The following is a 22,730-nucleotide window of genomic DNA, read 5'->3' on the forward strand; positions in this document are numbered from 1 at the left end:
ATGTACAATGCCAGTTAATGAATTTATATGCAATAAAAATGATTAAATATTGTTTTTATGGCAAAAAAAAGCGGATAACCAGAAAGTTATCCGCATTGATTAATCACATTTATGCACTTCTTGCCGGGTGGCGCTGCGCTTACCTGGCCTACGATCTGCGCTCAAACGCTAAAGCTTTACGCTCAATCAGGCGCATCATCAGCGTTAACAGGCCGTTCACGACCAGATACACCACGCCCGCCGCGCCGAAGACCATCACGTCATAGGTGCGTCCATACAGCAGCTGTCCGTGGCCCATCACTTCCATCAGGGTGATGGTATAGGCCAGAGAGGTACTCTTGAACACCAGCACCACTTCGTTGGAGTAAGAGGAGAGCGCACGCTTAAAGGCGTACGGCAGCAGGATCGCCAGCGTGTCTTTCTTGCTCATGCCGAGCGCCCCACAGGACTGCCATTGCCCTTCCGGGATGGCACGAATCGCGCCGTAGAACAGCTGGGTGGTATAGGCCGCACTGTTCAGGGAAAGGGCTATCAGGGCGCACAGCCACGGCTCAGAGAGCAGATGCCAGATAACCGGATATTCCTGCAGCGACGGGAACTGTCCCGGGCCGTAGTAAATCAGGAAGATCTGCACCAGCAGCGGCGTACCGGTAAACAGGGTGATGTAGCCGCGCACAATCCATACCAGTACCGGCGTTTTCAGCGTCAGGACGATGGTGAAGATGAGCGCCAGGATCAGCGCCACGATAATGGACGCCACGGTCAGCGTCAGGCTGGTGTGCAGCCCTTTCATGAGCTCCGGGAAATATTCAAGCATCAGCCTGGTCTCCGTTCAAAGCGCGTCGCCCGCAGGTCAATACGCTTGAGGATGTACTGACTGAGCAACGTGATCACCAGGTAGATCGCCGCCGCCACAATGTACCAGGTAAAGGGCTCCTGAGTACGGGTGGCGATGCTTTTGGTTTGCAGCATCAAATCGTTAACGCTGATCAGGCTCACCAGCGCGGTATCTTTCAGCAGCACCAGCCACTGGTTACCAAGGCCCGGCAGGGCATGGCGCCACATCTGCGGCATGACCAGACGGAAGAAGATCGCTGATTTCGACATACCCAACGCCTGACCCGACTCCCACTGCCCCTGCGGCACGGCTTTCAGCGCACCGCGCAGGGTTTGCGACGCGTACGCCGAGTAGAGCAGGGAGAGGGCTATCACGCCGCACAGGAACGGGCTGACGTCGAAGTTTTCAATCTGCATCTGCACCGGGATCTGCGCAAAGCCAAGATTGACAGTGAAGCCATCCGACAGAGTAAGCAGCAGCTGCGAGGAGCCGAAATAGATAAACAGGACCACCAGAATTTCCGGTAGTCCACGCAGCACAGTGACCAGCGCGGAGCCTGTCCAGGCGACGGGGAACCATTTCGCGGACTCCCACACCGCAAAGAACATCGCCAGCACCAGGCCGATAATCAGTGCGCAAACGGCAAGGCCGACGGTCATCCCGGCGGCGCTTGCTAAAGGAAAAATTTCATTCATCAGGAATTACTTCTGGAACCATTTTTTGTAGATGGTTTCGTAGGTGCCGTCTTTCTTCACTTTTTCCAGCGCAGCGTTGAACTTCTGCTGCAGCTCAGTGTTGCCCTGACGAACGGCAATCCCCAGACCGGTACCGAAGTAGTCCTTATCGGTCACTTTGTCGCCTACTGGCGCCAGTTTATCGTTCGCTTTCAGCCACTCGGTCACGACCGCGGTGTCGCCAAAGACGCCGTCAATACGACCATTTTGCAGATCCAGCTTCGCGTTCTGGTAGCTGTCATACGGAACGGTGGTGATTTCCGGATGCTTATCCATGATGAATTTCTGGTGCGTGGTGCCGTTCTGCACGCCCACTTTTTTGCCTTTCAGCTGATCAACAGAGGTGAATTTCCCTTTCTGACCAATGAACAGCGCCGAGTTGTCGTAGTAAGGGGTCGTAAACAGCACCTGCTTTTCACGCTCAGGGGTGATGTCCATACCGGCCATGACGGCATCGATACGGCGGAACTTCAGGCTTGGGATCAGGCTGTCAAACGCCTGGTTGCTGAAAGTGCAGGTCGCATCGATCTCTTTACACAGGGCGTTTGCCAGGTCTACGTCAAAGCCAACAATTTTGTTGTTTGCATCAATGGACTCAAACGGAGGGTAAGACGCTTCCGTGGCAAAACGAATGGTCTGGGCTGCGGTAGCGGAAAGGGTAACGCCAGCAAGCAGCACGGCAAGTAATACTTTTTTCATTATATTTCCCCTGACACAATCAATGAGATAAATAGTTTTTGAAGGCATCGGTTTGCGGGTTAGCGAAGCAGCTCGCATCACCTTGCTCAACGATATACCCATTTTCCATGTAGACCACACGGCTGGCGGTTTTACGCGCCACTTCCACTTCGTGGGTAACGATGACTTGCGTGATATTGGTTTCCGCCAACTCACGAATAATGCTGACGATCTGAGCGGTGATTTCCGGGTCCAGCGCCGCGGTCGGTTCATCAAACAGCAAAACCGCCGGTTCCATCATCAACGCACGGGCAATCGCCACACGCTGCTGCTGACCACCCGAAAGATGCAGCGGATAACGGTCACTGTAAGGCTTAAGGCGCAGACGCTCCAGCAGCTTTTCGGCACGGCCGATGGCCTGATCCTTACTTAACCCCAGCACGCGGCACGGGGCTTCAATCAGGTTTTGCAGCACCGTCAGATGCGGCCAGAGATTATATTGCTGGAAGACCATGCCGACGTTTTGACGCAGCTCGCGAATCGCTTTATCAGACGGCGTTTTCGCGAAATCAAAATGGTTACCGGCAATCGCCAGCGTACCTGAACGGGGCATTTCAAGCAGATTAAGGACACGCAGAAGGGAGCTTTTACCTGCACCGCTTGGGCCAAGCAAAACCAGCGTTTCGCCTTCCGGGCAGTTCAGCGTGATGTCAAACAGCGCCTGGTGTGCGCCGTAGAAGCAGTTAATGCCGTTTAGTTTAATACTCATCGGGGCAGTCTTTACTCATCCAGGCAATCTATAGCAATTGAGGCCGCAGATAGTACCGTTGACAGAATAGTTATGCAATATTTCTGCGTTAAAAGTTAAATATAACCCGTATTTCCTCTTAAACATAGCACAAAATAGCGAAGGGCAAAGGCGGCGAGTATAAATGTCGGCATTCCGCGAGAAATGCCGGACATTTTACGGGGGTAACATTTTTATAACTGATGATTTAGCGGTTCTCAATCGACTGGCGCAGCGTGCCTGCCGGGGCATGAACGCTGCCGCCAATGTAGCGTACGTCGTCGACAGCCCAGCACTGACCTTCACGGATCATCAGTACCTCATCCTGCCAGGACTGGGTCCCCTGGGTCAGCTTGACGCGCAGCGGAATGTTTCGCGCATCGGTGTTGGGAATGGTAGAAGCGCTGGCCACTTCCGCACTGTCCGGCAGCGTGGTACGGCTGGAGAACGGATCGGATTTAAGCAGGGTATTATGCTGCGGATCGCGGGTGGCGTCGTTGAGCAGTTTTGCCAGACCGTCGCTCAGGTAAGGGCGCAGGCCGGTGAGATCGTTGCTGCGGTGCTGAATGCGGTAATCATAGAACTGCTGCGCCACGGTGTCCGGGCCGCCGTCAATGCAGGGGCCGCTGCGGGTACCAATATCCTTAAAGGCTGGCGTGACCGTGGTGGTACAGGCGCTGAGCACCAGCGCGCAGGGCACCAAAAGTGTTAAAGCAGAGTAGCGCATGTTGATTTCCTTATTTATTAACTATCCTTTCAATCATAGCGTAACGAACCGATAATGCTGTGCCTAAGGCATTGAACGCTAAAGAAGGAGAGAAACTATGCAGTTTTCAACAACGCCAACCCTGGAAGGGCAAACAATAACCGAGTATTGCGGCGTGGTGACCGGGGAAGCAATTCTCGGTGCCAATATCTTCCGCGACTTTTTTGCTGGCATCCGTGACATCGTGGGTGGACGATCCGGTGCCTACGAAAAAGAGCTGCGTAAAGCGCGAGAAATTGCCTTTAAGGAGCTGGGCGAGCAGGCCAAGGCGCTGGGTGCGGATGCGGTAGTCGGCATTGATATCGACTACGAAACGGTCGGGAAAGATGCCAGCATGCTGATGGTGAGCGTCAGTGGAACGGCGGTGAAAACCCGTCGATGAAGCGTTCGCTCTCCACTCTCCTGCTGGCGCTGTTGCTGGCAGGATGTACCTCGGAAAAGGGCATTGTTGATAAAGGCGCGTACGAGCTGGATACCCGCCATCAGGCGCAGGCGGCCTACCCGCGAATAAAGGTGCTGGTGATCCACTACACCGCCGATGATTTTGACACGTCGCTGGCGACCCTAACCGATAAAAACGTCAGCTCTCATTATTTGATCCCCGCAAACCCGCCAGCACCAGACGGCAAGCCGCGTATCTGGCAACTGGTACCCGAGAGCGAACTGGCCTGGCATGCTGGTATCAGCTTCTGGCGCGGTACCAACCGAATTAATGATACGTCTGTGGGCATTGAACTTGAAAATCGTGGCTGGCAAACGTCTGCTGGCGTAAAGCGTTTTACGCCTTTCGAACCCGCGCAGATTGCGGCGCTGGTGCCACTCGCCAAAGACATCATTGCCCGCTACAACATCAGACCTGAGAACGTGGTGGCCCATTCGGACATTGCGCCGCAGCGCAAAGACGATCCCGGTCCGTTGTTCCCGTGGCGACAGCTGGCTCAGCAGGGGATAGGCGCATGGCCCGATCCCGCGCGCGTCGCATTTTATATCAACGGACGACCACGCTTTCAGGCGGTGGATACCGCAGCGTTACTCGATTTGCTTGCGCGCTACGGCTATGACGTACCGGCCAACAGCACCCCAGCGCAGCAAAAACGTATCATCATGGTATTCCAGATGCACTTCAGGCCTGACCTGTGGAACGGCGTCGCAGATGTCGAAACGATGGCCATTGCTGAGGCGCTTTTAGAGAAATACGGGCAGGGGTAATCCTTCGGATACCCCCGAAAGCGCCAATTACTCCTGATTTACTTGAGATTAATCTTAGGTACAAACTCAATTCATTTTTAGTTAATTGACTTAAAATTATCCGCATTTAAGATAGACACATAGCTTGCTAATTAATGCGGCAAATAAATATATCTCATTCATCTTTTATTTTTCTCCTTGAGCGTATCATCAGGAAAATATTCTAAGGCCAAGGTTTTTTTGCTTTGGTCTGCATACTAAAAATTAACATCTTAAATCGGGTATAACAATGTTAAGTATTTACGGTAAAAAGTTACGTCCACAGGACGAAATGAATAGTATTATTTCTGCAACCTCAGGTTTTGAAGAGAAAACCTTAAAGAAATGGCAGAAAATATCCACCTCTGATTCACAATATATTCATATTATCGTCAGCGGCGAAGTTGAATTCCGACGTGAATCCGACGAACTGTGTATGTTCACGGTTACCGGCCAGTGCATTTTTGGTCTCTCTTCGATGTACTACGACGCGACCCATATGTACGGCCTCGTTCGGGCCAATACCGTGGTGCGCTCAATTAAAAAAGAGACCTTCGCGCAGCTCATGACGGATAACAATTTGTGGCCTCAACTGACCAAAGTTCTCTCCTGGTATATTTGTATGTTGAGCAAACGTGACGATGTTCTGGTTGCCCGCAGTGCCTATTCAGTCGTACGTGAGTTTTTATACGAGATCAATGACCTGATTGTTCATCAGCAACGCGATATTAACGTTTATGATTATATTCAGGAGTACACCAACCTGGCTCGTAGCACCATCATTAAAATTCTTTCCGATCTGAAAAAAGGTCAATATATTGTTGTGGAAAAGGGAAGACTCCTTAACCTGACAGCCTTGCCTGAAAAATATTAACTACTCCAGCCGGTCTCCTTTCTCACTCAAAGGGGACCGGGCATCCACTTTATGATTCACATCCCTCTGCGAATTATCCTGCGTTTCGTCAACCGGCGGCGCGGGAATTTTGCCTTGCGAATAATCTTGCTCTTGTTCTTTTAACGCCTGCTTAAGTAACTCGCTTATAGAAGCGTCATCACTGCCTGTGCTGGCGGAGGCGGCTTCGTGTGCTTCGGTTCCGGGTAACGTATCCCGGGAAGTATCATGGGGCACGTCACCATCAGGTGCCTGCTGCCAGTCGGCATCATCGCTGTTGATGGGCAGATCCTGCATGGCAGGAACATCCGCTTGCACCGGAGCCGGTTTTGGCTGCGGATGGGGATGCGGGAACGGTTTGCTCACATACACATAGTGCATATCTGAAAGCTGCGTTTCCGGTTTCGCGGCGCTTGCTTTGACCGGTTCCGGCGCCGGATGGCGCAGGTTCCAGTAAACATGCGCGTACAGCCCTGCCATGATCATGGCGCACAGAGCCACCATCCCTAAAAAGGCATGGCTAACGATGTTTCTCAGACGGGGGAGGCGGTATGAAAACCAGACCGCCTCGCCGGTGGTGTAACTGCGCTGAGCCGCAAGACAGATGGTAGACATTAGGAATGCTTCTCCTGCGTGTTGGCGTCGGGTGTGGCATGCGTGGTCTGGAGCAGTACGCTCGGCGCGGTATGGGTTTCACGCATCAACTGCATCAACGTATCTTCGCCAGGAATGCCATCCACATGCAGATGCATTTTTTGCTGGAATTCGCGGGTGCGTTTCATCATCTCCGCCGTCCAGGTCTGCGAATGGGTTTCTGGCTGGCCAAGCGCCAGGCTCAACTGCTGGTCAAGCCAGCCCATGTCTTTCGTGTCGCTGGCAGCACTGATAGCGTCTTTACCTTCCGGCGTCAGGCGGTGCAACTGGGTAAAGTTGCCGGTCGCATGCTGGTTAAACCAGCGGCGGCTTACCTGCCAGGTACGGTTATTCATCAGCAGGTCGAGTGACGTATCTCCGACGCGGGCGACCACGGCATAGTTAAGATGATCGCCGGTTTTCAGCTCGCTCACCCACGGATACCCCTCCTGGGCCAGCGCATCGGGTGAAGCATTCCCCTGTTTACACATCAGGTTCACCTTCGCGGCGTTCTGGCACAGGGCATCATCCGCCGAGGCGTCATACCCCCACATCAGGTAGAGCTGGTGCATGGCATCCGGCTGATTAACCATTTCGTTGTCGATAACCGGCACCACCGGTGCTTCAACTTTTGGCGCCTGCTGTTTCCAGCTGACGGGTACCGGGAGTTGAACCGGAAGTTTTCCGGCGATCGACGACGTTAAATACCAGCCGCAGGCGGCGAACAGCACTGAGGCAAAAAGCCCCACGGTTGCCAGGCGCTTACCGTGTTTTTTCGCCGGGAGGATCTCACCTGCCGCCAGCCGTAAATGACGCGGGCTGACCTCGGCTGCACGTTCGGTCCAGGCAGCCAGCATCGACAGATGCGACAGTTCATTCAGTTTGCTGATATTCCCCTTGGTCAGCGCATGCATTTTACGCACGCGTGCCGGGGATAACGGTGCGTTCTCGCACCCGTGTTCTTCACACTGCGCCTGTACATAGCTGAGATATTCCCGGCAGGTAAGGGGACGCAAAGTGTGGCGGGTGTGCGCATATTCACGCAGCTCAGATTGCTGCATCAGAACAACGTCCCGATCCACCGCGCCCGTCAGCACCACCGACAGGCGAAACGCCAGCTCCTGGGCACGGGTGAGTAACATCGCCAGCACCTCGTGACAGCTCTCTTTCATCGCCTCGCAATGGCTAACGATCAGTACCTTCGCCCGGTTTTTATCCGCCTGCCACTGGTGCAGTACGGCATCCACCGCCTGAATCCGGTTCTTGTTCTCTTTGGTTCCCGGGCTGAGCTTGTACAGCAGGCTACTGGCACTCAGTTTTGGAAACGCATTAATAGCAAGCACGTCGGGGTGGGCAGATTTGAGGGCGTCACTGAACTGCCCCAGCAGAGGGGCATCGTCGGAAAAGAGCCCGATAATTCCCGCCTGTTGGGTTTTCTCCTTCAGCAGGTTGAAAACATCCTGATGATAAGGCACCAGAAAATCGCCGTTTGAGCGGACGATCTTCCGAAAGGGCGGATTTTTAAAATTAAAGTGCTTCTGATACATAACGACTTACCGTCTCTGATTGGGAATAGCAACAGGACGAGAAAGTAAAGCAACGCCAGGGTGTGGTCAATTTACACACAGGGTAAAAATATCCACTGGACGATGCCTAACATCTGGATTTTATACGGTCAATATTTTTCTTTATGAAAGTTAGCGGCAAAGTCAGTGGTCGAATTTACAGCAGCTCATTACTATTTTCTCACATGTTAGCGCAGCACGACGCTGCTTATTTTCGCTTTGCTATAGGCCAGATGAAAAATGAGGTTCTCATTTCTGTCACGGTGGATAACCCCCTGTATTATGTTTGCGCTGTTGCTATTTTGCGGCCAACAAGGGTATCTGACGTTTAAAGATTATAAAAAAGTTACAAATAAGTTGGCTAATTCTGATGTGCAGCCGCTGAAAAAACGTCGCGAAGAAAAATCCTTCACGCTTTTCACGGCTGCTGTTCGCCAGGATAACGTCGAGATAGCGGCAAAAGCGCCGCTGGCAGCGGAGATCGAAGGTATCGTGCGCAGTGATGATGCCTGGCTCTCCTTCGCCGTCATTAAAACCCCCGGAGGGGCGAGAAGCTACCGGGAGGGCGAGCCGTTGACCGGTTTTACCGACGCGTTTGTTCAGGAAATTAATAAAGATAATGTGGTGGTTAATTATGAAGGTGCTACGCAGGTACTCGCATTAAATAAGCCGGATTATTTTAAGGGCGGCGTTGACAGCGGCCCGGTGACGAAATCGACGAAGGATGCAGGCGCGGAAAGCGTGCATCTGGATGATTATCTGGTGTTAAAGCCTCTGATCGAAAAAGGCCAGCTGGAAGGCTACAACATTAATCCAAGGAACGCCTCCGCCTTCTTCAGTCATTCAGGACTGGAAAAGGGGGATGTGGCGGTAAAAGTAAACTCTGTCGATATGACCGATGAAGCAAAGGCAAAAAATATTATTGCCAACTGGTCGAAAATGAAAGAAGCGGAGGTCGTCGTCAGACGTCACGCTCACCTTGAAAATATTCGGATTAATGTTCTAAACAATTAACAAGTGTACAGCCATGAAGAAATTTCCTTGGGCGTGCGTGGCGCTGACCGCATTGTCGTTATATTCAGGTTCGCTGTTCGCGGCGAACTTTAGCGCGAGCTTTAAAAATACCGATATTCGGGAGTTTATCGATACGGTAGGCCGCAATCTTAATAAAACCATTCTTGTCGATCCGTCCGTTCAGGGCACGGTATCCGTAAGAACCTATAACGTGCTGACGGAAGATGAGTATTACCAGTTCTTCCTGAGCGTGCTGGACCTGTACGGCCTGTCGGTGATCCCGATGGACAACGGCATGGTCAAAGTGGTGCGTTCAAGCGTCGCCCGCACCGCCGGGGCGCCGCTGGCGGACAGCAGCAACCCGGGCAAAGGGGATGAAATCATCACCCGCGTCGTGCGCATGGAAAATGTGCCAGTACGCGAGCTTGCTCCGCTGTTGCGCCAGCTCAACGACGCAACCGGCATCGGTAACGTGGTTCACTTTGAGCCGTCCAACGTGCTGCTGTTAACCGGCAAAGCCTCGGTGGTGAACCGCCTGGTGGATCTGGTTCAGCGCGTGGATAAAGACGGTGTTCAGCGCCGTGAAATTGTGCCGCTGCGCTTTGCCTCTGCCAAAGAGCTCTCAGACATGTTGAACAACCTCAACAACGAAGAGCAGAAAGGGCAGAACGCCCCGCAGCTGGCCACGAAAGTGGTTGCGGATGACGAGACCAACAGCCTGGTGATCAGCGGCTCGGAAGCGGCGCGCACCCGCACCCGCTCTCTGATTCATGAGCTGGATCGCGAGCAGAACAACGAAGGGAATACCCGCGTGTTCTATCTCAAATACGCCAGCGCCACCAAGGTGGTGCCGGTGCTGACCGGGATTGGCGAACAGCTGAAAGACAAAGCGGGCGCGCCAAAGGCGAAAACCGCCGCCGCGTCCAGCGATCTGAATATTACCGCCGACGAGTCAACCAACTCTCTGGTGATCACCGCGCAGCCTAACGTGATGAACTCCCTGGAGAAGGTGATCGACAAGCTCGATATCCGCCGTCCGCAGGTGCTGGTGGAAGCCATCATTGCGGAAGTACAGGACGGTAACGGCATGGATCTGGGCGTGCAGTGGACCAGCAAGCACGGCGGCGTCCAGTTCGGATCCACCGGCCTGCCAATCGGGCAGGTCAAAAATGGCACGATGAAAGGGTTGTCGTATACCGGTCTGGCAACCGGCTTCTTTAACGGTGATTTTGGTGCGCTGATGACTGCGCTCTCCACCGGGTCCAAGAACGACATTCTTTCTACGCCAAGCGTGGTGACGCTGGATAACAAAGAAGCGTCGTTTAACGTCGGTCAGGATGTGCCGGTACTGTCCGGTTCGCAAACGACCAGTGGCGACAACGTCTTTAACTCTGTTGAGCGTAAGACGGTGGGGACCAAGCTGAAAATCGTGCCGCAGATTAACGACGGCGACATGATTCATCTGAAGATTGAACAGGAAGTCTCCAGCGTTGACGCTAACGCGACTGAAGACGCCAGCCTCGGCCCAACCTTCAACACTCGTACCATCAACAACGAAGTGATGGTACACAGCGGCCAGACCGTGGTGTTGGGCGGTCTGATGGAAAACGTCACCAAAGAGACCGTCTCCAAGGTGCCGCTGCTGGGCGATATTCCGCTGGTGGGCCAGCTGTTTCGCTACACCTCTGAGGATACCTCTAAACGTAACCTGATGGTGTTCATCCACACCACGGTGCTGCGCGACGACGACAACTACAGTGCGGCGTCGAAAGAGAAATATGACCAGATCCGTGCTCGCCAGCAGCAGCGCATGGAGGAGAAAAAGCTGGGCATCGTAACGAACAGCAATAACCCGGTGATGCCAGCATATCCGTCCGCGCCTTCTGCAGACGCGGTGCCGGTGAAAACCAGCGCAGCCGCAACGCGCAACCCGTTTAAACAGTAAGGCGGAGGGGCAACGTGGACGAACTGAGTAAAACCCTGTGTAGCAGCAGCTATGCAAAAGATAACGGCGTTTTATTTTACAACAATGACGTCTTTATCCGTGAAGACACCCCGGCATTTGCGCTGCTGGAAGTGCGCCGGGTGCTGGGACGCACGTTCGTCCCGGTGACTCTGACGCCAGAGGCCTTTGACGAGCTGCTGGCGAAAATATGGCAGCAGAGCAGCGGCGTCTCTCAGCAGCTGGTGGACGATATGGACGCGGATATCGATCTGATGGCGTTAACCGAGGAGATCCCGGATAACGAGGATCTGCTCGACAACGACGAAAACTCGCCGGTGATCCGCCTGATAAACGCCATTCTTGGCGAGGCGGTCAAAGATGGCGCGTCGGATATTCATATCGAAACCTTTGAGCGCACGCTGAGCATTCGTTTTCGCGTCGACGGCGTGCTGCGCCCGGTGCTCCAGCCAGCGCGCAAGCTCGCGCCGCTGCTGGTGTCGCGCATCAAGGTGATTTCAAAACTCGACATCGCCGAGAAGCGTTTGCCGCAGGATGGACGTATCTCCCTGCGCATCGGCCGTAAGGCAATCGACGTGCGTGTATCGACCATTCCTTCGCAGTACGGCGAGCGTGTGGTGATGCGTCTGCTCGATAAAAGCAATCTGAAGCCCGACATCAACAAGCTTGGCCTGATTGATGAAGAGCTGGAAAAGTTGAAAGGGCTGATTGACCGCCCGCACGGCATCATCCTGGTCACCGGGCCGACTGGCTCCGGTAAAAGTACCACCCTGTACGCCATTCTTTCGGCGCTGAACGGTCACGAACGCAACATTCTGACCGTAGAAGACCCGATTGAATACGAACTGGAAGGGGTGGGGCAGACGCAGGTTAACCCGCGCGTGGACATGACCTTTGCCCGCGGACTGCGCGCCATTCTGCGTCAGGATCCGGATGTGGTGATGATCGGGGAAATTCGTGACGGTGAAACCGCGCAAATTGCGGTGCAGGCGTCGCTCACCGGTCATCTGGTCATGTCTACGCTGCACACCAACAGCGCCGCGGGGGCGATCACCCGTCTGCGGGATATGGGGCTGGAATCCTTTTTAATTGGTTCATCGTTGCTCGGTGTCATTGCCCAGCGTCTGGTGCGTCGGCTGTGTACGCACTGCCGGACCACCAGTCCGCTGGACGCCAATGAGAAAGCGCTGTTCAGCTTTATGGACACGCCGCCAAAAGCCATCTACCGCGCGGTGGGCTGTGAACACTGCCGCCAGAGCGGCTACCAGGGGCGCGCCGGTATTCATGAGTTTCTGGTGGTGGACAGCACCATGCGCCGCGCCATTCATGAAGATAAAGGCGAAATGTCCATTGAAACGCAGCTCTTTAAGCAGGCCTACAGCCTGCGTGAGAACGGCCTGCTGAAGGTCATTAGCGGCGTGACCTCTCTCGAAGAGGTGATGCGCGTTACCGCCGAGCGTGGAGGAGATGCGTAATGGCCTTCTACGCCTGGACGGCAACGGATGCAGCGGGGAAAACCCAGCGCGGCACGCTGCAGGCTGAGGGGCAAAAGCAGGTTCGCCAGATGTTGCGCGAGCAAAAGCTGATGCCCGTCAGCATCAACGAAACCCGTGAGGCTGCGTCTGCCGGAAAAGCGAAAACCGGCGCAAAGCTCTCTACGCCGGTGCTGTCGATGTTTACCCGCCAGCTTTCCACGCTGGTCAACGCGGCGCTGCCGCTGGAGAGCGCGCTCAAAGCGATTTCCAAACAGACGGAAGACAAAAAGCTGGCGGCGATGGTGGTTGAAATTCGCGAGAAGGTGGTGGAAGGGCATACGCTGTTTGACGCCTTCAGCCAGTTTCCGCGCACCTTCGACAAACTCTACTGCACGCTGGTGATGGCCGGCGAAAAGACCGGTCACCTGGGCGACGTGCTGGAAAAGCTGGCCGAATACAACGAGCAGCGTCAGAAGATGAAAAGCAAGCTGACGCAGGCGATGGTCTACCCGATTACCCTGACGGTAGTGGCCATTGCGGTCATCAGCATTCTGCTGGTCGCGGTGGTGCCGCAGGTGATCGAACAGTTCACCCACATGAAGCAGCAACTGCCGATCACCACCCGCACGCTGATTGCAGTGAGTGATTTCCTGCAGGCTTACGGGATTTATATCGCGGGCGGCATCGGCGGGGGGATTGTCGGTTTCAAAGCCTGGGTCAGAAACGTCAAAAACCGCTTTCGCTGGCACAGCTGGCTGGTGAACGGTTCGCCGATAAAAAAACTGGTTTGCGCCATCAACAGCGCCCGCTATATCCGCACCCTGAGTATTCTGCAGGCCAGTAGCGTGCCGCTGCTGGAGGGGATGTATATCGCGATGGACGGTATCGAAAACCTCTACGCCCGGCAGGTGCTGGAGCAGGCGGCGGATACCGTCCGCCAGGGGGCATCGCTGTATGCCGCACTGGAGCAGGCGAGACTCTTCCCGCCGACCATGCTGTATATGATTGCCTCCGGGGAAGAGAGCGGCGAATTAGGTAATTTAATGGACCGCGCGGCGGAAAACCAGGAATCGGGATTACAGCATCGCATTACGTTAACGCTGTCGGTATTTGAACCGGCGCTGGTGGTATCCATGGCAACGATTGTTTTATTCATCGTGCTGTCAATATTACAACCGCTTCTGCAACTTAATAATATGGTAGGTTAAATCATGGCTTTAAAACGTAAAAACCTGGCTCGCCAGGCGGGCTTCACATTGCTCGAATTAATGGTGGTCATTGTTATTCTCGGCGTACTGGCGAGTATGGTGGTGCCCAATTTAATGGGTAATAAAGAAAAAGCGGATGCCCAAAAGGCGACCAGCGATATTGTCGCGCTCGAAGGTTCGCTGGATATGTATAAGCTGGATAACCACCGTTATCCGACAACCGAACAGGGCCTGCAGGCGCTGGTGACCAAGCCGGAAATCGCGCCAATCCCGAACGGCTACCGCGCGGATGGCTATATTCGCCGTCTGCCGCAGGACCCATGGGGTAATGATTATCTCCTCGTAAGCCCGGGTGAGCACGGTGCGGTTGACGTCTTCTCGTCTGGCCCGGACGGTGAAGCCAATACCGCCGATGATATTACGAACTGGTCTCTGGATAAGAAAGAGAAATAATGAAAAATCAACGCGGCTTTACGTTGCTGGAAATTATTCTGGCGCTGGTGATATTTGCCAGCTGCGCCATGATGGTGGTGTCAACAATACCTTCGCGCAGCGGTGCGGATATATTTGGCCAGCAATTAAAAGCCCTCGTTGATTATGGTTCAGACCGTGCGGTGATGGACGGAAATATCGTCGGGCTGGTGATCACCACGGATAACTATCAGCTGGTGACGCTCGAAGATAAAGAGGGCGAGCGTCGCTGGGTACCGTTATCCGCGGGCCGTATCACCACCAAAGGTGATTTCCCGGAGGAGATGCACGTATCGCTCTCGCCGCAGCGCCTGGCCGCGACGCTGACGTCCGATCCGCAGGTGCTTTTTTTGCCGGACGGCGAAATCAGCCGCTTCACGCTGACGCTGCAAAGCTATGACAAAGAGCACCATTTCCGCGTGGTGTCGCAAGGCGCGGCGCCCGTATCGGTAGAAAACGATGGCTAACGGTAAGAAAAAGCAAACGGGGATGACGCTGCTGGAGGTCATGGTGGCGCTGGTCATCTTCTCCACCGCCGCGCTGGCGCTGATGAACTCGGTGTCTCTGAACGTGCGTTTCACCCACGGCCTGGCCGATACGCTGCAGGCCAGCTGGGTGGCGGAAAACCAGCTGGCGGAAGTGCAACTGACTAAAAGCGACTTTCCCGATGCCGAAGAACGGGGAAGCGAAACCATGGGCGGGCGCGGCTGGACGTGGCGTAAACAGCGCATCAAAACGGCGGACAACCGCTGGGCAAACGCCATCAGCGTTTATGCGGAAGGCGACGACAGCCAGCCCGTGATATCGCTGCAGATTGTGCCGCCGGGAGAGATCAAGTGAACAAAGCCCGACGCCAGCGAGGATTTACCCTGCTGGAGATCATGATTGCGCTGACCATTTTTGCGGTGATCAGCACCCTGGCCTGGCAGATTCTGGACGGCGCGATGCGCACCAGTTCGGCAACCGACGCCAGCGCGGCGAAGCTCAATCAGCTTCAGCGCGCCTGGAGCCTGATGGAGCGCGATTTTTACCAGCTTCAGGCGCGCGCGCCGCGCAACGAGCCGGACCTGTTCCGTCAGGTCGATGATGCGCTGGAACTGACCACGCTCAACGGCGTGAGCGGTACGGTGCAGCTCGAACGCGTGCGCTGGCGGCTGGAAGAGGGGCGTCTTTACCGCGATGTCTGGCCGGTCATTGACAGCCCGGCGGACGTTAAACCGGACGAAGTGCCGATCGTCAGCGAGGTGAAATCCCTGACGTGGCGTTTTTACCGTCAGGGCTGGCAGAAAAGCTGGAGCGACCCGGCGCATCTGCCGGACGGGGTTGAGCTGACGCTGACGATGGAAAACGGTGATACCTGGCGCTGGGTCTTCACGACCCCGGGCGATCTGCCTGCGGTGGCTGCACCGGCACCTGCCACCGGGTCAGAAGCCGCGCCTGCCGCCGCGCCAGAGGCAGGGACTGCGCCGCAACCCGCGCCACAACCTGCTCCGGAGGCGAAACCATGAGTGCCTTACGCAAACAGAAAGGGGTGGCGCTGCTGGTGGTGTTGATCCTGCTGGTGATGATGTCGGCCCTGGCCGCCAAAATCAGCCAGCAGTTCTGCCGCAACCTGCAGAAAACGCATTATCAGGTCAGCCAGCAGCAGCTGCGCTGGGCGATGCAGGCCCAGGAAAAAGTGGTCAAAGACCGTCTGCAGAGTGACGCCAGCGGCGAGAGCAACGCGCTGTCACCGGAAGGGGACTGGCAGCAGCCGCTGGAAACGCAGGGGGAAGATTACACGGTGGTAAGCCAGGTCGAAGATGCCCAGGACTGCTTCAACGTTAATAACCTGCTGGCAGCAGAAAAGCCTGCCCAGGGGCAAGCGCAGACTGCCGTGCCGGAAAAGCCGCGCAACGAGCGAATTGTTGAGCAGATCCTGACTCAGAGCGGGCTAAGCCAGTCCACGGCGGAAGAGGTTTACCTCCAGCTGGTGGACTACCTCGATGGCGACACGACGACGGCCAAAGAAGGCGCAGAGAGTGATGCCTGGGCAGGCGTCGTGCCTGCCCGTCAGCCGGCTAACCAGATGATGCGCACCATTGCGGAGATCAAACTGCTGCCTGCGTTCCCGGCGGCGGCATATCCGAAGGTAAGCAAACTGCTGTGCGCGTTACCGGACACCGCCAGCAAGGTGGATGTGAATACCCTGAAACCGGAGCAGGCCGCCTTACTGGCCGCCCTGTTCCCGGAGAAATTAACTGAAGATGACGCCCTTCGCCTGATTGAATCGCGTCCGGAAAGCGGCTGGGAAAACATGGAGACCTTCAGCAAAGCGCTGGAGCAAACCTTCCCGCAGCTGAAAGATGACCTTCCGCAGGTGGCAGAGCTTCTCTCAATAAATAGCCGGTATTTCCGCGTTAACTACACCGGCAATACCGATGAATTAACGCTTCGTGTGGTAAGCCAGCTTCAGGTTAATAACGAAGCCGGTGAGATCGTGACGTGGCAGCGTCGTTACCGAATGATTGAATAAGAAAAGTAGATCGCTATGAAACAGGTACTTTTTGTTCGTCCCGACAGCGTCGAGGGCGGGAAAATAATGTGGTGTGTCTCCGGCACTCAGCAGGTGGAAACCGTGGCTAGCCTGGAGGCACTGGCGGATCATCCGCTGGCGACGCGCGTATGTCTGCTGTTGCCGGCCAGCAGCATGATCTTCCGCCATTTTACGTTGCCGAAAAAGGTCGCTTCTCTGGCGACGGCGTTCTCGTGGATGGCCGAAGAGACGCTGATTGGTGACGTGGACTCGCTTCACTGGACCGTGCTTAGCAAAAAGGGCGCAGAGGTCGACGCGGTGGCGATCGATGCCGACAGTCTTCAGGCGTGGTTAACCCGCTGTCAGGAGGCGGGTCTGACGGTGGTGCAGGCGCTACCGGATGCCTGGCTGCTGCCCGTGACGGCGGGCGGCAGCACGCTGGTTGCCGAAGGTGAAACCTGGTGGCTGCGGTTATCCCCGCACGTCGCGGGTGAAATGGAGGCCAACCTGCTGCCGCTGCTGATGCAGAAAGCCGGAGAGGGTGAGGTCTGCTGCTACGGTGATGCACCTGCCGGTGTGGATGTCGATGTTGTGCTGCCCTGGCAGCATCCGCTGGTGCTGATTCAGCCCCAGTGGCAGGCCTGCCGCGTCACGCTTCTGCACGGGGCGTTCAGCGCCAAAGCCAGCAATGGCAAAGCCGCCAGACGGTTAAACGTGGCGATGGCCGCCGTAGGGCTGCTCTCCCTTAGCCTGCTACTGGGGCCGCGCATTGCGATGGCCTGGATGCTGGTACAGCAGGAAAATCAGATCCAGCAGGAGATCCAGCAGGTCTACGAACACCATTTCCCGAGCATGCGTCACAAGACCAATATTAAGTACCACTTTGGTCAAAACATGAAGAAGCAGGGCAAAGGGATCTTTCTTCAGTTTGACGATCTGGAGAAAGCCCGACAGGCCGTTCCGGCAATGGAAATCGACCTGCTGGAATACGATGCGCGGCAGAATACGTTGACGCTGAGCGTCAGCGCACAAAACCAGACCGCATTACAGACGTTTGTGAACCAGGCCAGTGAGAAATTTGATTTCACCCTGCAGCCCGTGTCCACGTCAGCACCTTATACCGCCATGATCGCAGGGAAATATAAATGAAACAGCGAATTGCGCAGCTTAAGTCTCGTTACCAGAATTACAGCGCCAGGGAAAAAGTCATTTTAAAAATATGTGCCGCCGCCCTGCTGGGGGCCGCGGTCTATTACGCCGGGGTTATGCCGCTGGATAATATGATTCAAAATAGTGCTTCGACCCTGGCCAGACAAAAAGAAACCCTGAACTGGATGCGCAGTGAAATAGATAAAAACCATTTGCAGGTTCAGGTAACCAAAACAAATAACCCGCGTGCGCTGGTGGAAAATAGCGCCCAGGAGATCCATCTTCCCCTGACGGATGTGCATCAGGATGGACAAACGTTATCGTTCGTGGTCAGCCGCGTGAACGTTTATGAATTAAAGAACTGGCTGCGGGAAATTAACCAGACCTCCGGCGTCAGGCTGCAAAAAATGAACCTTACGCCGGTGGATCATCTCAGCGACGTGAAGGCTGAAGTGCAACTCACGTGGGGTAAAACCGCATGAACAGCGTTGCGCTGATGCGGGACGTCTACCCGGTGGGGTTCGCGATCGCGAGCGCGGTGTTAGGCGGCATGGTGGGCAGTTTTCTCGGCGTTGTCGCCGAACGCGTGCCGGCCATGGTAAGGGAAGAGGAGGGATGCGGAAACCTGCTCTTTCCGTCCTCGCACTGCCCGGTGTGCCAGCACGCGCTGGCGGCCTGGGAGAATATTCCGCTGGTGAGCTGGCTGCTTCTGCGCGGGCGATGCAGCCAGTGCAAAACCGCTATCCCGCTGCGAATCTTTCTGGTTGAGCTGGTTTCCGCCCTGTTTTTTGGCCTGACGGCGTGGTGTATGCCCGACGTTCAGGCGCTGTTTTCTCTGTGGCTGCTGGCCGGCTTTTTACTCCCGCTGACGATGATTGACTGGCGGCATCAATTGCTTCCGGATTGTCTGACCCAGCCGCTGCTCTGGGCGGGACTGTTGCTTCATGCGTTCGATCACCAACTGCCGCTACGCGACGCGCTGCTCGGCGCGGTGGCGGGCTATATGTCTCTTTGGTTGCTGTACTGGGCGTTTCGTCTGGCTACCGGGCGGGAAGGTCTGGGATACGGTGATTTCAAGCTGCTGGCGGCATTAGGTGCCTGGTGCGGCTGGCAGGCTCTGCCCACGATTGAACTCGCAGCCGCACTGAGCGGTATCGTTGGGTATTTTGCTTTAAATAATTCAAATAAAAATAACCTCACTATTTCTTTCGGACCTTACCTTTCTTTTGCTGGAATAGTTGTGTTTATTGGGCAGCAGTTTGCTTTCATATTTTAAATATACAGATCAAGCTTTTTTATAAATTTTTTCGGCGGTGGAAGAGAAGGACGTCTCTTTGCGCTCAGTGTATCGTAAAGGATATAAGCTACACGGAATTTGGGCTTGTATCTTTTTATGGAGGAATACAAAGCAGCAAAACGTTTTTTGTCTCGGTTGTCAGGTTAGTTAAATACGCATTACGCGAAACACGCCATGTTCTCAAGGAAGGCATGGGTATTAACGTTACGAATAAATTTATCAGGAAATAAAAATGAATTTTATGAAGCCTAAATATCTGGCGCTCTTTATTGCGGCGGCAACCAGCTCCGCATTCGCAGCGGCACCAGGCGCACCGTCCATTGGTTCCGGCAATGACAAATTTGCGCTGGTTGAAGTGGATCAGGCCGCTCAGGATTATAACAGTCTGGTTAAAGTCCATAATGACGGCGTAGATGTCAAAGTCGAGTGGAACGTCTGGAGCGGCGATGCGCCAACTTCAGCCAAAGTGCTATTGGACGGTAAAACCGTGTGGACCGGTGCCGGCGGCGCGGCGGGCTCTGCAACGTTCAAAGTGAAAAAAGGCGGACGTTATCAGGAGCAGGTTGAAGTCTGTAACAACAGCGGCTGTACGAAAAGCGCCAGCAAGCTGATCATCGTTGCGGATACCGACGGTAGCCACCTGCTGCCGCTGAACACGACAATGCACGAGAACAACAAATCCTTCGCGCAGCATACCGATAAAGTGGTTGCGGCCTACTTCCCTGAGTGGGGCGTTTACGACCGTAACTTCCCGGTTGACAAAATTCCTGCTGCGAACCTCAACCACATTCTGTATGGCTTCATTCCAATCTGTGGCGGTGACGGCATCAACGACGGCCTGAAAACCGTAGAAGGCGGCAACAGCTACGGCGTGCTGCAGCGCGACTGCCAGGGACGTCCTGACTTTACCGTGGCGATCCACGACCCGTGGGCTGCCCTGCAAAAACCGCAGGCTGGCGTGTCCAACTGGGACGACCCGTACAAAGGTAACTTTGGTCAGCTGATGGCGCTGAAAAAAGCGCATCCGGACCTGAAAGTACTGCCATCTATCGGTGGCTGGACCCTGTCCGATCCGTTCTTCCACATGGGCGATCCGGCTATCCGCGCACGCTTTGTCTCCTCTGTTAAAGATTTCCTGCAGACCTGGAAATTCTTCGACGGTGTGGATATCGACTGGGAATTCCCGGGCGGCGGCGGTGTGACCGAGACGAAAGGCAACCCGCAGCAGGATAAAGCGACCTATACGGCGCTGATGCACGATCTTCGCGCGATGCTGAACGAGCTGTCTGCCCAGACTGGCCGTACCTATGAGCTGACCAGCGCAATCGGTGCCGGTAAAGATAAGATTGAAGACGTGGACTACACCACTGCTCAGCAGTACCTCGACCACATCTTCCTGATGAGCTACGACTTCTACGGCGGCTGGAGCAACACCGAGCTGGGCCACCAGGCTGCGCTGCATGCGCCAGCATGGCGACCAGACACCAACTACACCACGGAAAACGGGGTTGATGCCCTGCTTCAGCAAGGCGTACAGCCTGGCAAGATCGTGGTCGGTGCGGGCATGTATGGCCGCGGCTGGACGGGTGTACACGGCTACACCGGTAACAATCCATTCACCGGTACCGCGACCGGTATGGTGAGAGGTACCTGGGAACCGGGCGTGGTTGACTATCGTCAGATCGTTAACGAGTACAAAGGCAAACCAGGCTGGGAATACGGCTACGACGCGGATGCAGAAGCGCCATACGTGTTCAACAAAACGACGGGTGACCTGATCACCTATGAAGACGCGCGTTCTACTGCTGCAAAAGGCAAATACGTGCTTCAGAAAAACCTGGGTGGTCTGTTCGCATGGTCTATTGACTCCGATACCGGCGACATCCTGAACGCCATGAACGAAAGCCTGCTGGGTGGCGGCTCTACGCCGGTTGATCCTGTTGTGACCAACCATGCGCCAATCGCCTCTTCTGCAGACCAGAACGTTTCTGGCCCGGCAACCGTTACGCTCGATGGTTCCGCGTCCAGCGATCCAGACGGCGATGCAATTACCTACAAATGGACTCAGGTTTCTGGCCCATCGGTCACCCTGACCAACAGCACCAAAGCGAAAGCGACCTTCAACGTTGCGGCTGCGACCAGCGATCAGACCATGGTGTTCCGCCTGACGGTTACCGACGCCAAAGGCCTGAGCAACGCGATTGACGTGCAGGTTGTTAACAAGGCGCCGAAGGCTAACCAGGCACCGGTTGTGAACCCAATGGAAGCGGTGACGCTGCAGGCGGGTGAAACCTATGTTGTGCATGCGCAGGCTGCGGATCCAGATGGTGACAACCTGACCTATACCTGGAGCGTTCCGGCAGATATGCACGCGACCGGTACTGACACCGCGAACGTGACCATCACTGCGCCAGAAGTGGCTTCTACCTCTTCCTACACCCTGAGTGTGGTGGTAGGCGATGGTAAAACCAGCGTGCAGTCTAACGTTCAGGTAACGGTTAATCCGAAACCAGCCGACGTGACGCCGCCAGCTGATGACGTGACTCCGCCGTCTGACGAAGTTACACCACCTGCTGATGACGTGACTCCGCCATCTGACGAAGGCACTGCAACCGGCAGCTGCGACGCACCGGTTGACGCTAACGCCGGCAACTACGCCGCGTGGGATTCCAGCAAAATCTACAACACTGGCGATAACGTAAGCTTCGACCATCTGGTGTGGAAAGCGAAGTACTGGACTCAGGGCAACCAGCCTGGCTTCGGCGTGGACGCATGGGAACTTGCGAGCAACGTGAAGATGAACTGGCGTTCTGATCTGGTGTACAACGGCGGCGAAACCACTACTTACCAGGGCAACGTTTACCGTGCCAAATGGTGGACCCGTGGTGACAACCCAGCGAACAGCGATGTATGGGTCAAAGAAGGCCCAGCGACAGATTGCCAATAATCTGAGCTGATAAAGACTCCCCCCGTATAAGGGGGGAGTAAATCAAAAATGATTTTACAGGATGTTGTTAAGGAGAAATAAACGAAACGGTCAGCAGGTAAAAATGAAAAAGTTAATTTTTTTATTATTAATTATCAGCCAAAGCGCGCTGGCAAACTGTTGGGATAAAGCGGCACATTATTATCACGTCGATCCTTATTTACTGTACGCCATTGCCAATGTGGAGTCGGGAATGAATCCGTATGCGGTCGGCAGAAACCATGACGGTACGCGTGACGTGGGGTTGATGCAAATTAACAGCTCACATTTTTCGGCACTGGAGAGCAGGGGGATAGATGAATATCGGCTAATAACCGAACCCTGTACCTCGATTATGGTTGGCGCATCGATTTTATCCAGCATGATTAAAGTGTATGGCTATAACTGGGAGGCGGTCGGCGCCTATAACGCCGGATTAAAGAAAGAAAATTATCCGCAACGCATGATATACGCCCACAAAGTGTGGAAAAAATATCAGGAACTGAAAGCGACAGCAAACGAATGAGTTTTTTATTTTTGAAGAATTCCTGAG

The 22,730-nt window shown here is 54.8% G+C and carries 24 protein-coding genes; 17 read left to right on the forward strand and 7 right to left on the reverse strand.

The annotated features are described in order from the left end of the window. Positions 1 to 148: 148 nt before the first annotated feature. From artM to ACOTXR_RS01450, 5 genes are all read right to left on the reverse strand, one after another. Positions 149 to 817, reverse strand: a complete 669-nt coding sequence (gene artM, locus ACOTXR_RS01430; protein WP_014883161.1) for an arginine ABC transporter permease ArtM — start codon at positions 815 to 817, stop codon at positions 149 to 151. Next, on the reverse strand, positions 817 to 1,533 hold the full coding sequence (gene artQ, locus ACOTXR_RS01435; RefSeq protein WP_014883162.1) for an arginine ABC transporter permease ArtQ: 717 nt from the start codon (positions 1,531 to 1,533) through the stop codon (positions 817 to 819). Before artQ ends, artM begins: the two co-directional genes overlap by 1 nt. Positions 1,534 to 1,539: 6 nt before the next feature. Then, the gene (artI, locus tag ACOTXR_RS01440) at positions 1,540 to 2,271 is read right to left on the reverse strand and encodes an arginine ABC transporter substrate-binding protein ArtI (RefSeq protein ID WP_008500032.1); all 732 of its coding nucleotides are present in this window, start codon (positions 2,269 to 2,271) and stop codon (positions 1,540 to 1,542) included. A gap of 19 nt (positions 2,272 to 2,290) precedes the next feature. Further along, positions 2,291 to 3,019 (reverse strand): arginine ABC transporter ATP-binding protein ArtP, encoded by a 729-nt coding sequence (artP, locus tag ACOTXR_RS01445; protein WP_014883163.1) that lies wholly within the window; start codon positions 3,017 to 3,019, stop codon positions 2,291 to 2,293. A 226-nt stretch (positions 3,020 to 3,245) separates the two neighbouring features. Next, positions 3,246 to 3,764, reverse strand: a complete 519-nt coding sequence (locus ACOTXR_RS01450; protein ID WP_014883164.1) for a lipoprotein — start codon at positions 3,762 to 3,764, stop codon at positions 3,246 to 3,248. Positions 3,765 to 3,861: 97 nt separating this feature from the next. Between ACOTXR_RS01450 and ACOTXR_RS01455 the strand changes: the two genes are divergently transcribed. The 3 genes from ACOTXR_RS01455 (at position 3,862) to ACOTXR_RS01465 (ending at position 5,904) form a co-directional block, all read left to right on the forward strand. Continuing rightward, on the forward strand, positions 3,862 to 4,185 hold the full coding sequence (locus tag ACOTXR_RS01455; RefSeq protein ID WP_023332507.1) for a heavy metal-binding domain-containing protein: 324 nt from the start codon (positions 3,862 to 3,864) through the stop codon (positions 4,183 to 4,185). After that, complete coding sequence (locus ACOTXR_RS01460) at positions 4,182 to 5,012, forward strand: N-acetylmuramoyl-L-alanine amidase (RefSeq protein ID WP_045281078.1); 831 nt, start codon at positions 4,182 to 4,184, stop codon at positions 5,010 to 5,012. Before ACOTXR_RS01455 ends, ACOTXR_RS01460 begins: the two co-directional genes overlap by 4 nt. A 268-nt stretch (positions 5,013 to 5,280) precedes the next feature. Then, entirely contained in the window at positions 5,281 to 5,904 is a 624-nt protein-coding gene (locus tag ACOTXR_RS01465) for a helix-turn-helix domain-containing protein (protein WP_014883167.1), read from the forward strand. On the opposite strand, the gene ACOTXR_RS01470 is transcribed toward ACOTXR_RS01465, so the two are convergent. After that, complete coding sequence (locus ACOTXR_RS01470; protein WP_078309764.1) at positions 5,905 to 6,537, reverse strand: hypothetical protein; 633 nt, start codon at positions 6,535 to 6,537, stop codon at positions 5,905 to 5,907. Then, positions 6,537 to 8,102 (reverse strand): ExeA family protein, encoded by a 1,566-nt coding sequence (locus ACOTXR_RS01475; RefSeq protein WP_078309763.1) that lies wholly within the window; start codon positions 8,100 to 8,102, stop codon positions 6,537 to 6,539. Before ACOTXR_RS01475 ends, ACOTXR_RS01470 begins: the two co-directional genes overlap by 1 nt. A 300-nt stretch (positions 8,103 to 8,402) precedes the next feature. Here ACOTXR_RS01475 and gspC point away from each other — a divergent pair, with 300 nt between their 5' ends. The 14 genes from gspC (at position 8,403) to iagB (ending at position 22,703) form a co-directional block, all read left to right on the forward strand. Further along, on the forward strand, positions 8,403 to 9,134 hold the full coding sequence (gene gspC / locus ACOTXR_RS01480; protein WP_014883170.1) for a type II secretion system protein GspC: 732 nt from the start codon (positions 8,403 to 8,405) through the stop codon (positions 9,132 to 9,134). A gap of 13 nt (positions 9,135 to 9,147) precedes the next feature. Beyond that, positions 9,148 to 11,079 carry a type II secretion system secretin GspD gene (gspD, locus tag ACOTXR_RS01485; RefSeq protein WP_014883171.1) on the forward strand — a complete coding sequence of 644 codons (1,932 nt, stop codon included), beginning with the start codon at positions 9,148 to 9,150 and terminating at the stop codon, positions 11,077 to 11,079. A 14-nt stretch (positions 11,080 to 11,093) separates the two neighbouring features. Next, positions 11,094 to 12,572 (forward strand): type II secretion system ATPase GspE, encoded by a 1,479-nt coding sequence (gene gspE, locus ACOTXR_RS01490; RefSeq protein WP_421766971.1) that lies wholly within the window; start codon positions 11,094 to 11,096, stop codon positions 12,570 to 12,572. Further along, entirely contained in the window at positions 12,572 to 13,780 is a 1,209-nt protein-coding gene (gspF, locus tag ACOTXR_RS01495; protein ID WP_014883173.1) for a type II secretion system inner membrane protein GspF, read from the forward strand. The genes gspE and gspF overlap by 1 nt, the downstream gene beginning before the upstream one ends. A gap of 3 nt (positions 13,781 to 13,783) precedes the next feature. Then, entirely contained in the window at positions 13,784 to 14,233 is a 450-nt protein-coding gene (gspG, locus tag ACOTXR_RS01500; protein ID WP_014883174.1) for a type II secretion system major pseudopilin GspG, read from the forward strand. Then, complete coding sequence (gene gspH, locus ACOTXR_RS01505; RefSeq protein ID WP_014883175.1) at positions 14,233 to 14,718, forward strand: type II secretion system minor pseudopilin GspH; 486 nt, start codon at positions 14,233 to 14,235, stop codon at positions 14,716 to 14,718. The genes gspG and gspH overlap by 1 nt, the downstream gene beginning before the upstream one ends. After that, a complete protein-coding gene (gene gspI, locus ACOTXR_RS01510) occupies positions 14,711 to 15,091 on the forward strand; it encodes a type II secretion system minor pseudopilin GspI (protein WP_023332514.1) in 381 nt (126 codons plus the stop codon). Before gspH ends, gspI begins: the two co-directional genes overlap by 8 nt. Then, positions 15,088 to 15,759 (forward strand): type II secretion system minor pseudopilin GspJ, encoded by a 672-nt coding sequence (gspJ, locus tag ACOTXR_RS01515; RefSeq protein WP_149410263.1) that lies wholly within the window; start codon positions 15,088 to 15,090, stop codon positions 15,757 to 15,759. Before gspI ends, gspJ begins: the two co-directional genes overlap by 4 nt. Beyond that, the gene (gene gspK, locus ACOTXR_RS01520; RefSeq protein ID WP_023338196.1) at positions 15,756 to 16,766 is read left to right on the forward strand and encodes a type II secretion system minor pseudopilin GspK; all 1,011 of its coding nucleotides are present in this window, start codon (positions 15,756 to 15,758) and stop codon (positions 16,764 to 16,766) included. The genes gspJ and gspK overlap by 4 nt, the downstream gene beginning before the upstream one ends. 15 nt (positions 16,767 to 16,781) lie before the next feature. Further along, positions 16,782 to 17,915, forward strand: coding sequence for a type II secretion system protein GspL (gene gspL / locus ACOTXR_RS01525; protein ID WP_058691178.1), 1,134 nt, complete (start codon positions 16,782 to 16,784; stop codon positions 17,913 to 17,915). Then, positions 17,912 to 18,397: a type II secretion system protein GspM gene (gspM, locus tag ACOTXR_RS01530; RefSeq protein ID WP_014883180.1), complete on the forward strand. Its 486-nt coding sequence runs from the start codon at positions 17,912 to 17,914 to the stop codon at positions 18,395 to 18,397. Before gspL ends, gspM begins: the two co-directional genes overlap by 4 nt. Next, a complete protein-coding gene (locus ACOTXR_RS01535; RefSeq protein ID WP_023336994.1) occupies positions 18,394 to 19,191 on the forward strand; it encodes a prepilin peptidase in 798 nt (265 codons plus the stop codon). The genes gspM and ACOTXR_RS01535 overlap by 4 nt, the downstream gene beginning before the upstream one ends. A 253-nt stretch (positions 19,192 to 19,444) precedes the next feature. Then, entirely contained in the window at positions 19,445 to 22,159 is a 2,715-nt protein-coding gene (locus tag ACOTXR_RS01540) for a glycosyl hydrolase family 18 protein (RefSeq protein ID WP_421766972.1), read from the forward strand. A 103-nt stretch (positions 22,160 to 22,262) separates the two neighbouring features. Then, a complete protein-coding gene (gene iagB, locus ACOTXR_RS01545; RefSeq protein WP_014883183.1) occupies positions 22,263 to 22,703 on the forward strand; it encodes a type III secretion system invasion protein IagB in 441 nt (146 codons plus the stop codon). The last annotated feature ends 27 nt before the right edge of the window (positions 22,704 to 22,730 follow it).

Origin of the sequence: Enterobacter cloacae complex sp. IR53030 (genome assembly GCF_049238365.1) — a bacterium.
GTDB lineage: Bacteria > Pseudomonadota > Gammaproteobacteria > Enterobacterales > Enterobacteriaceae > Enterobacter > Enterobacter kobei.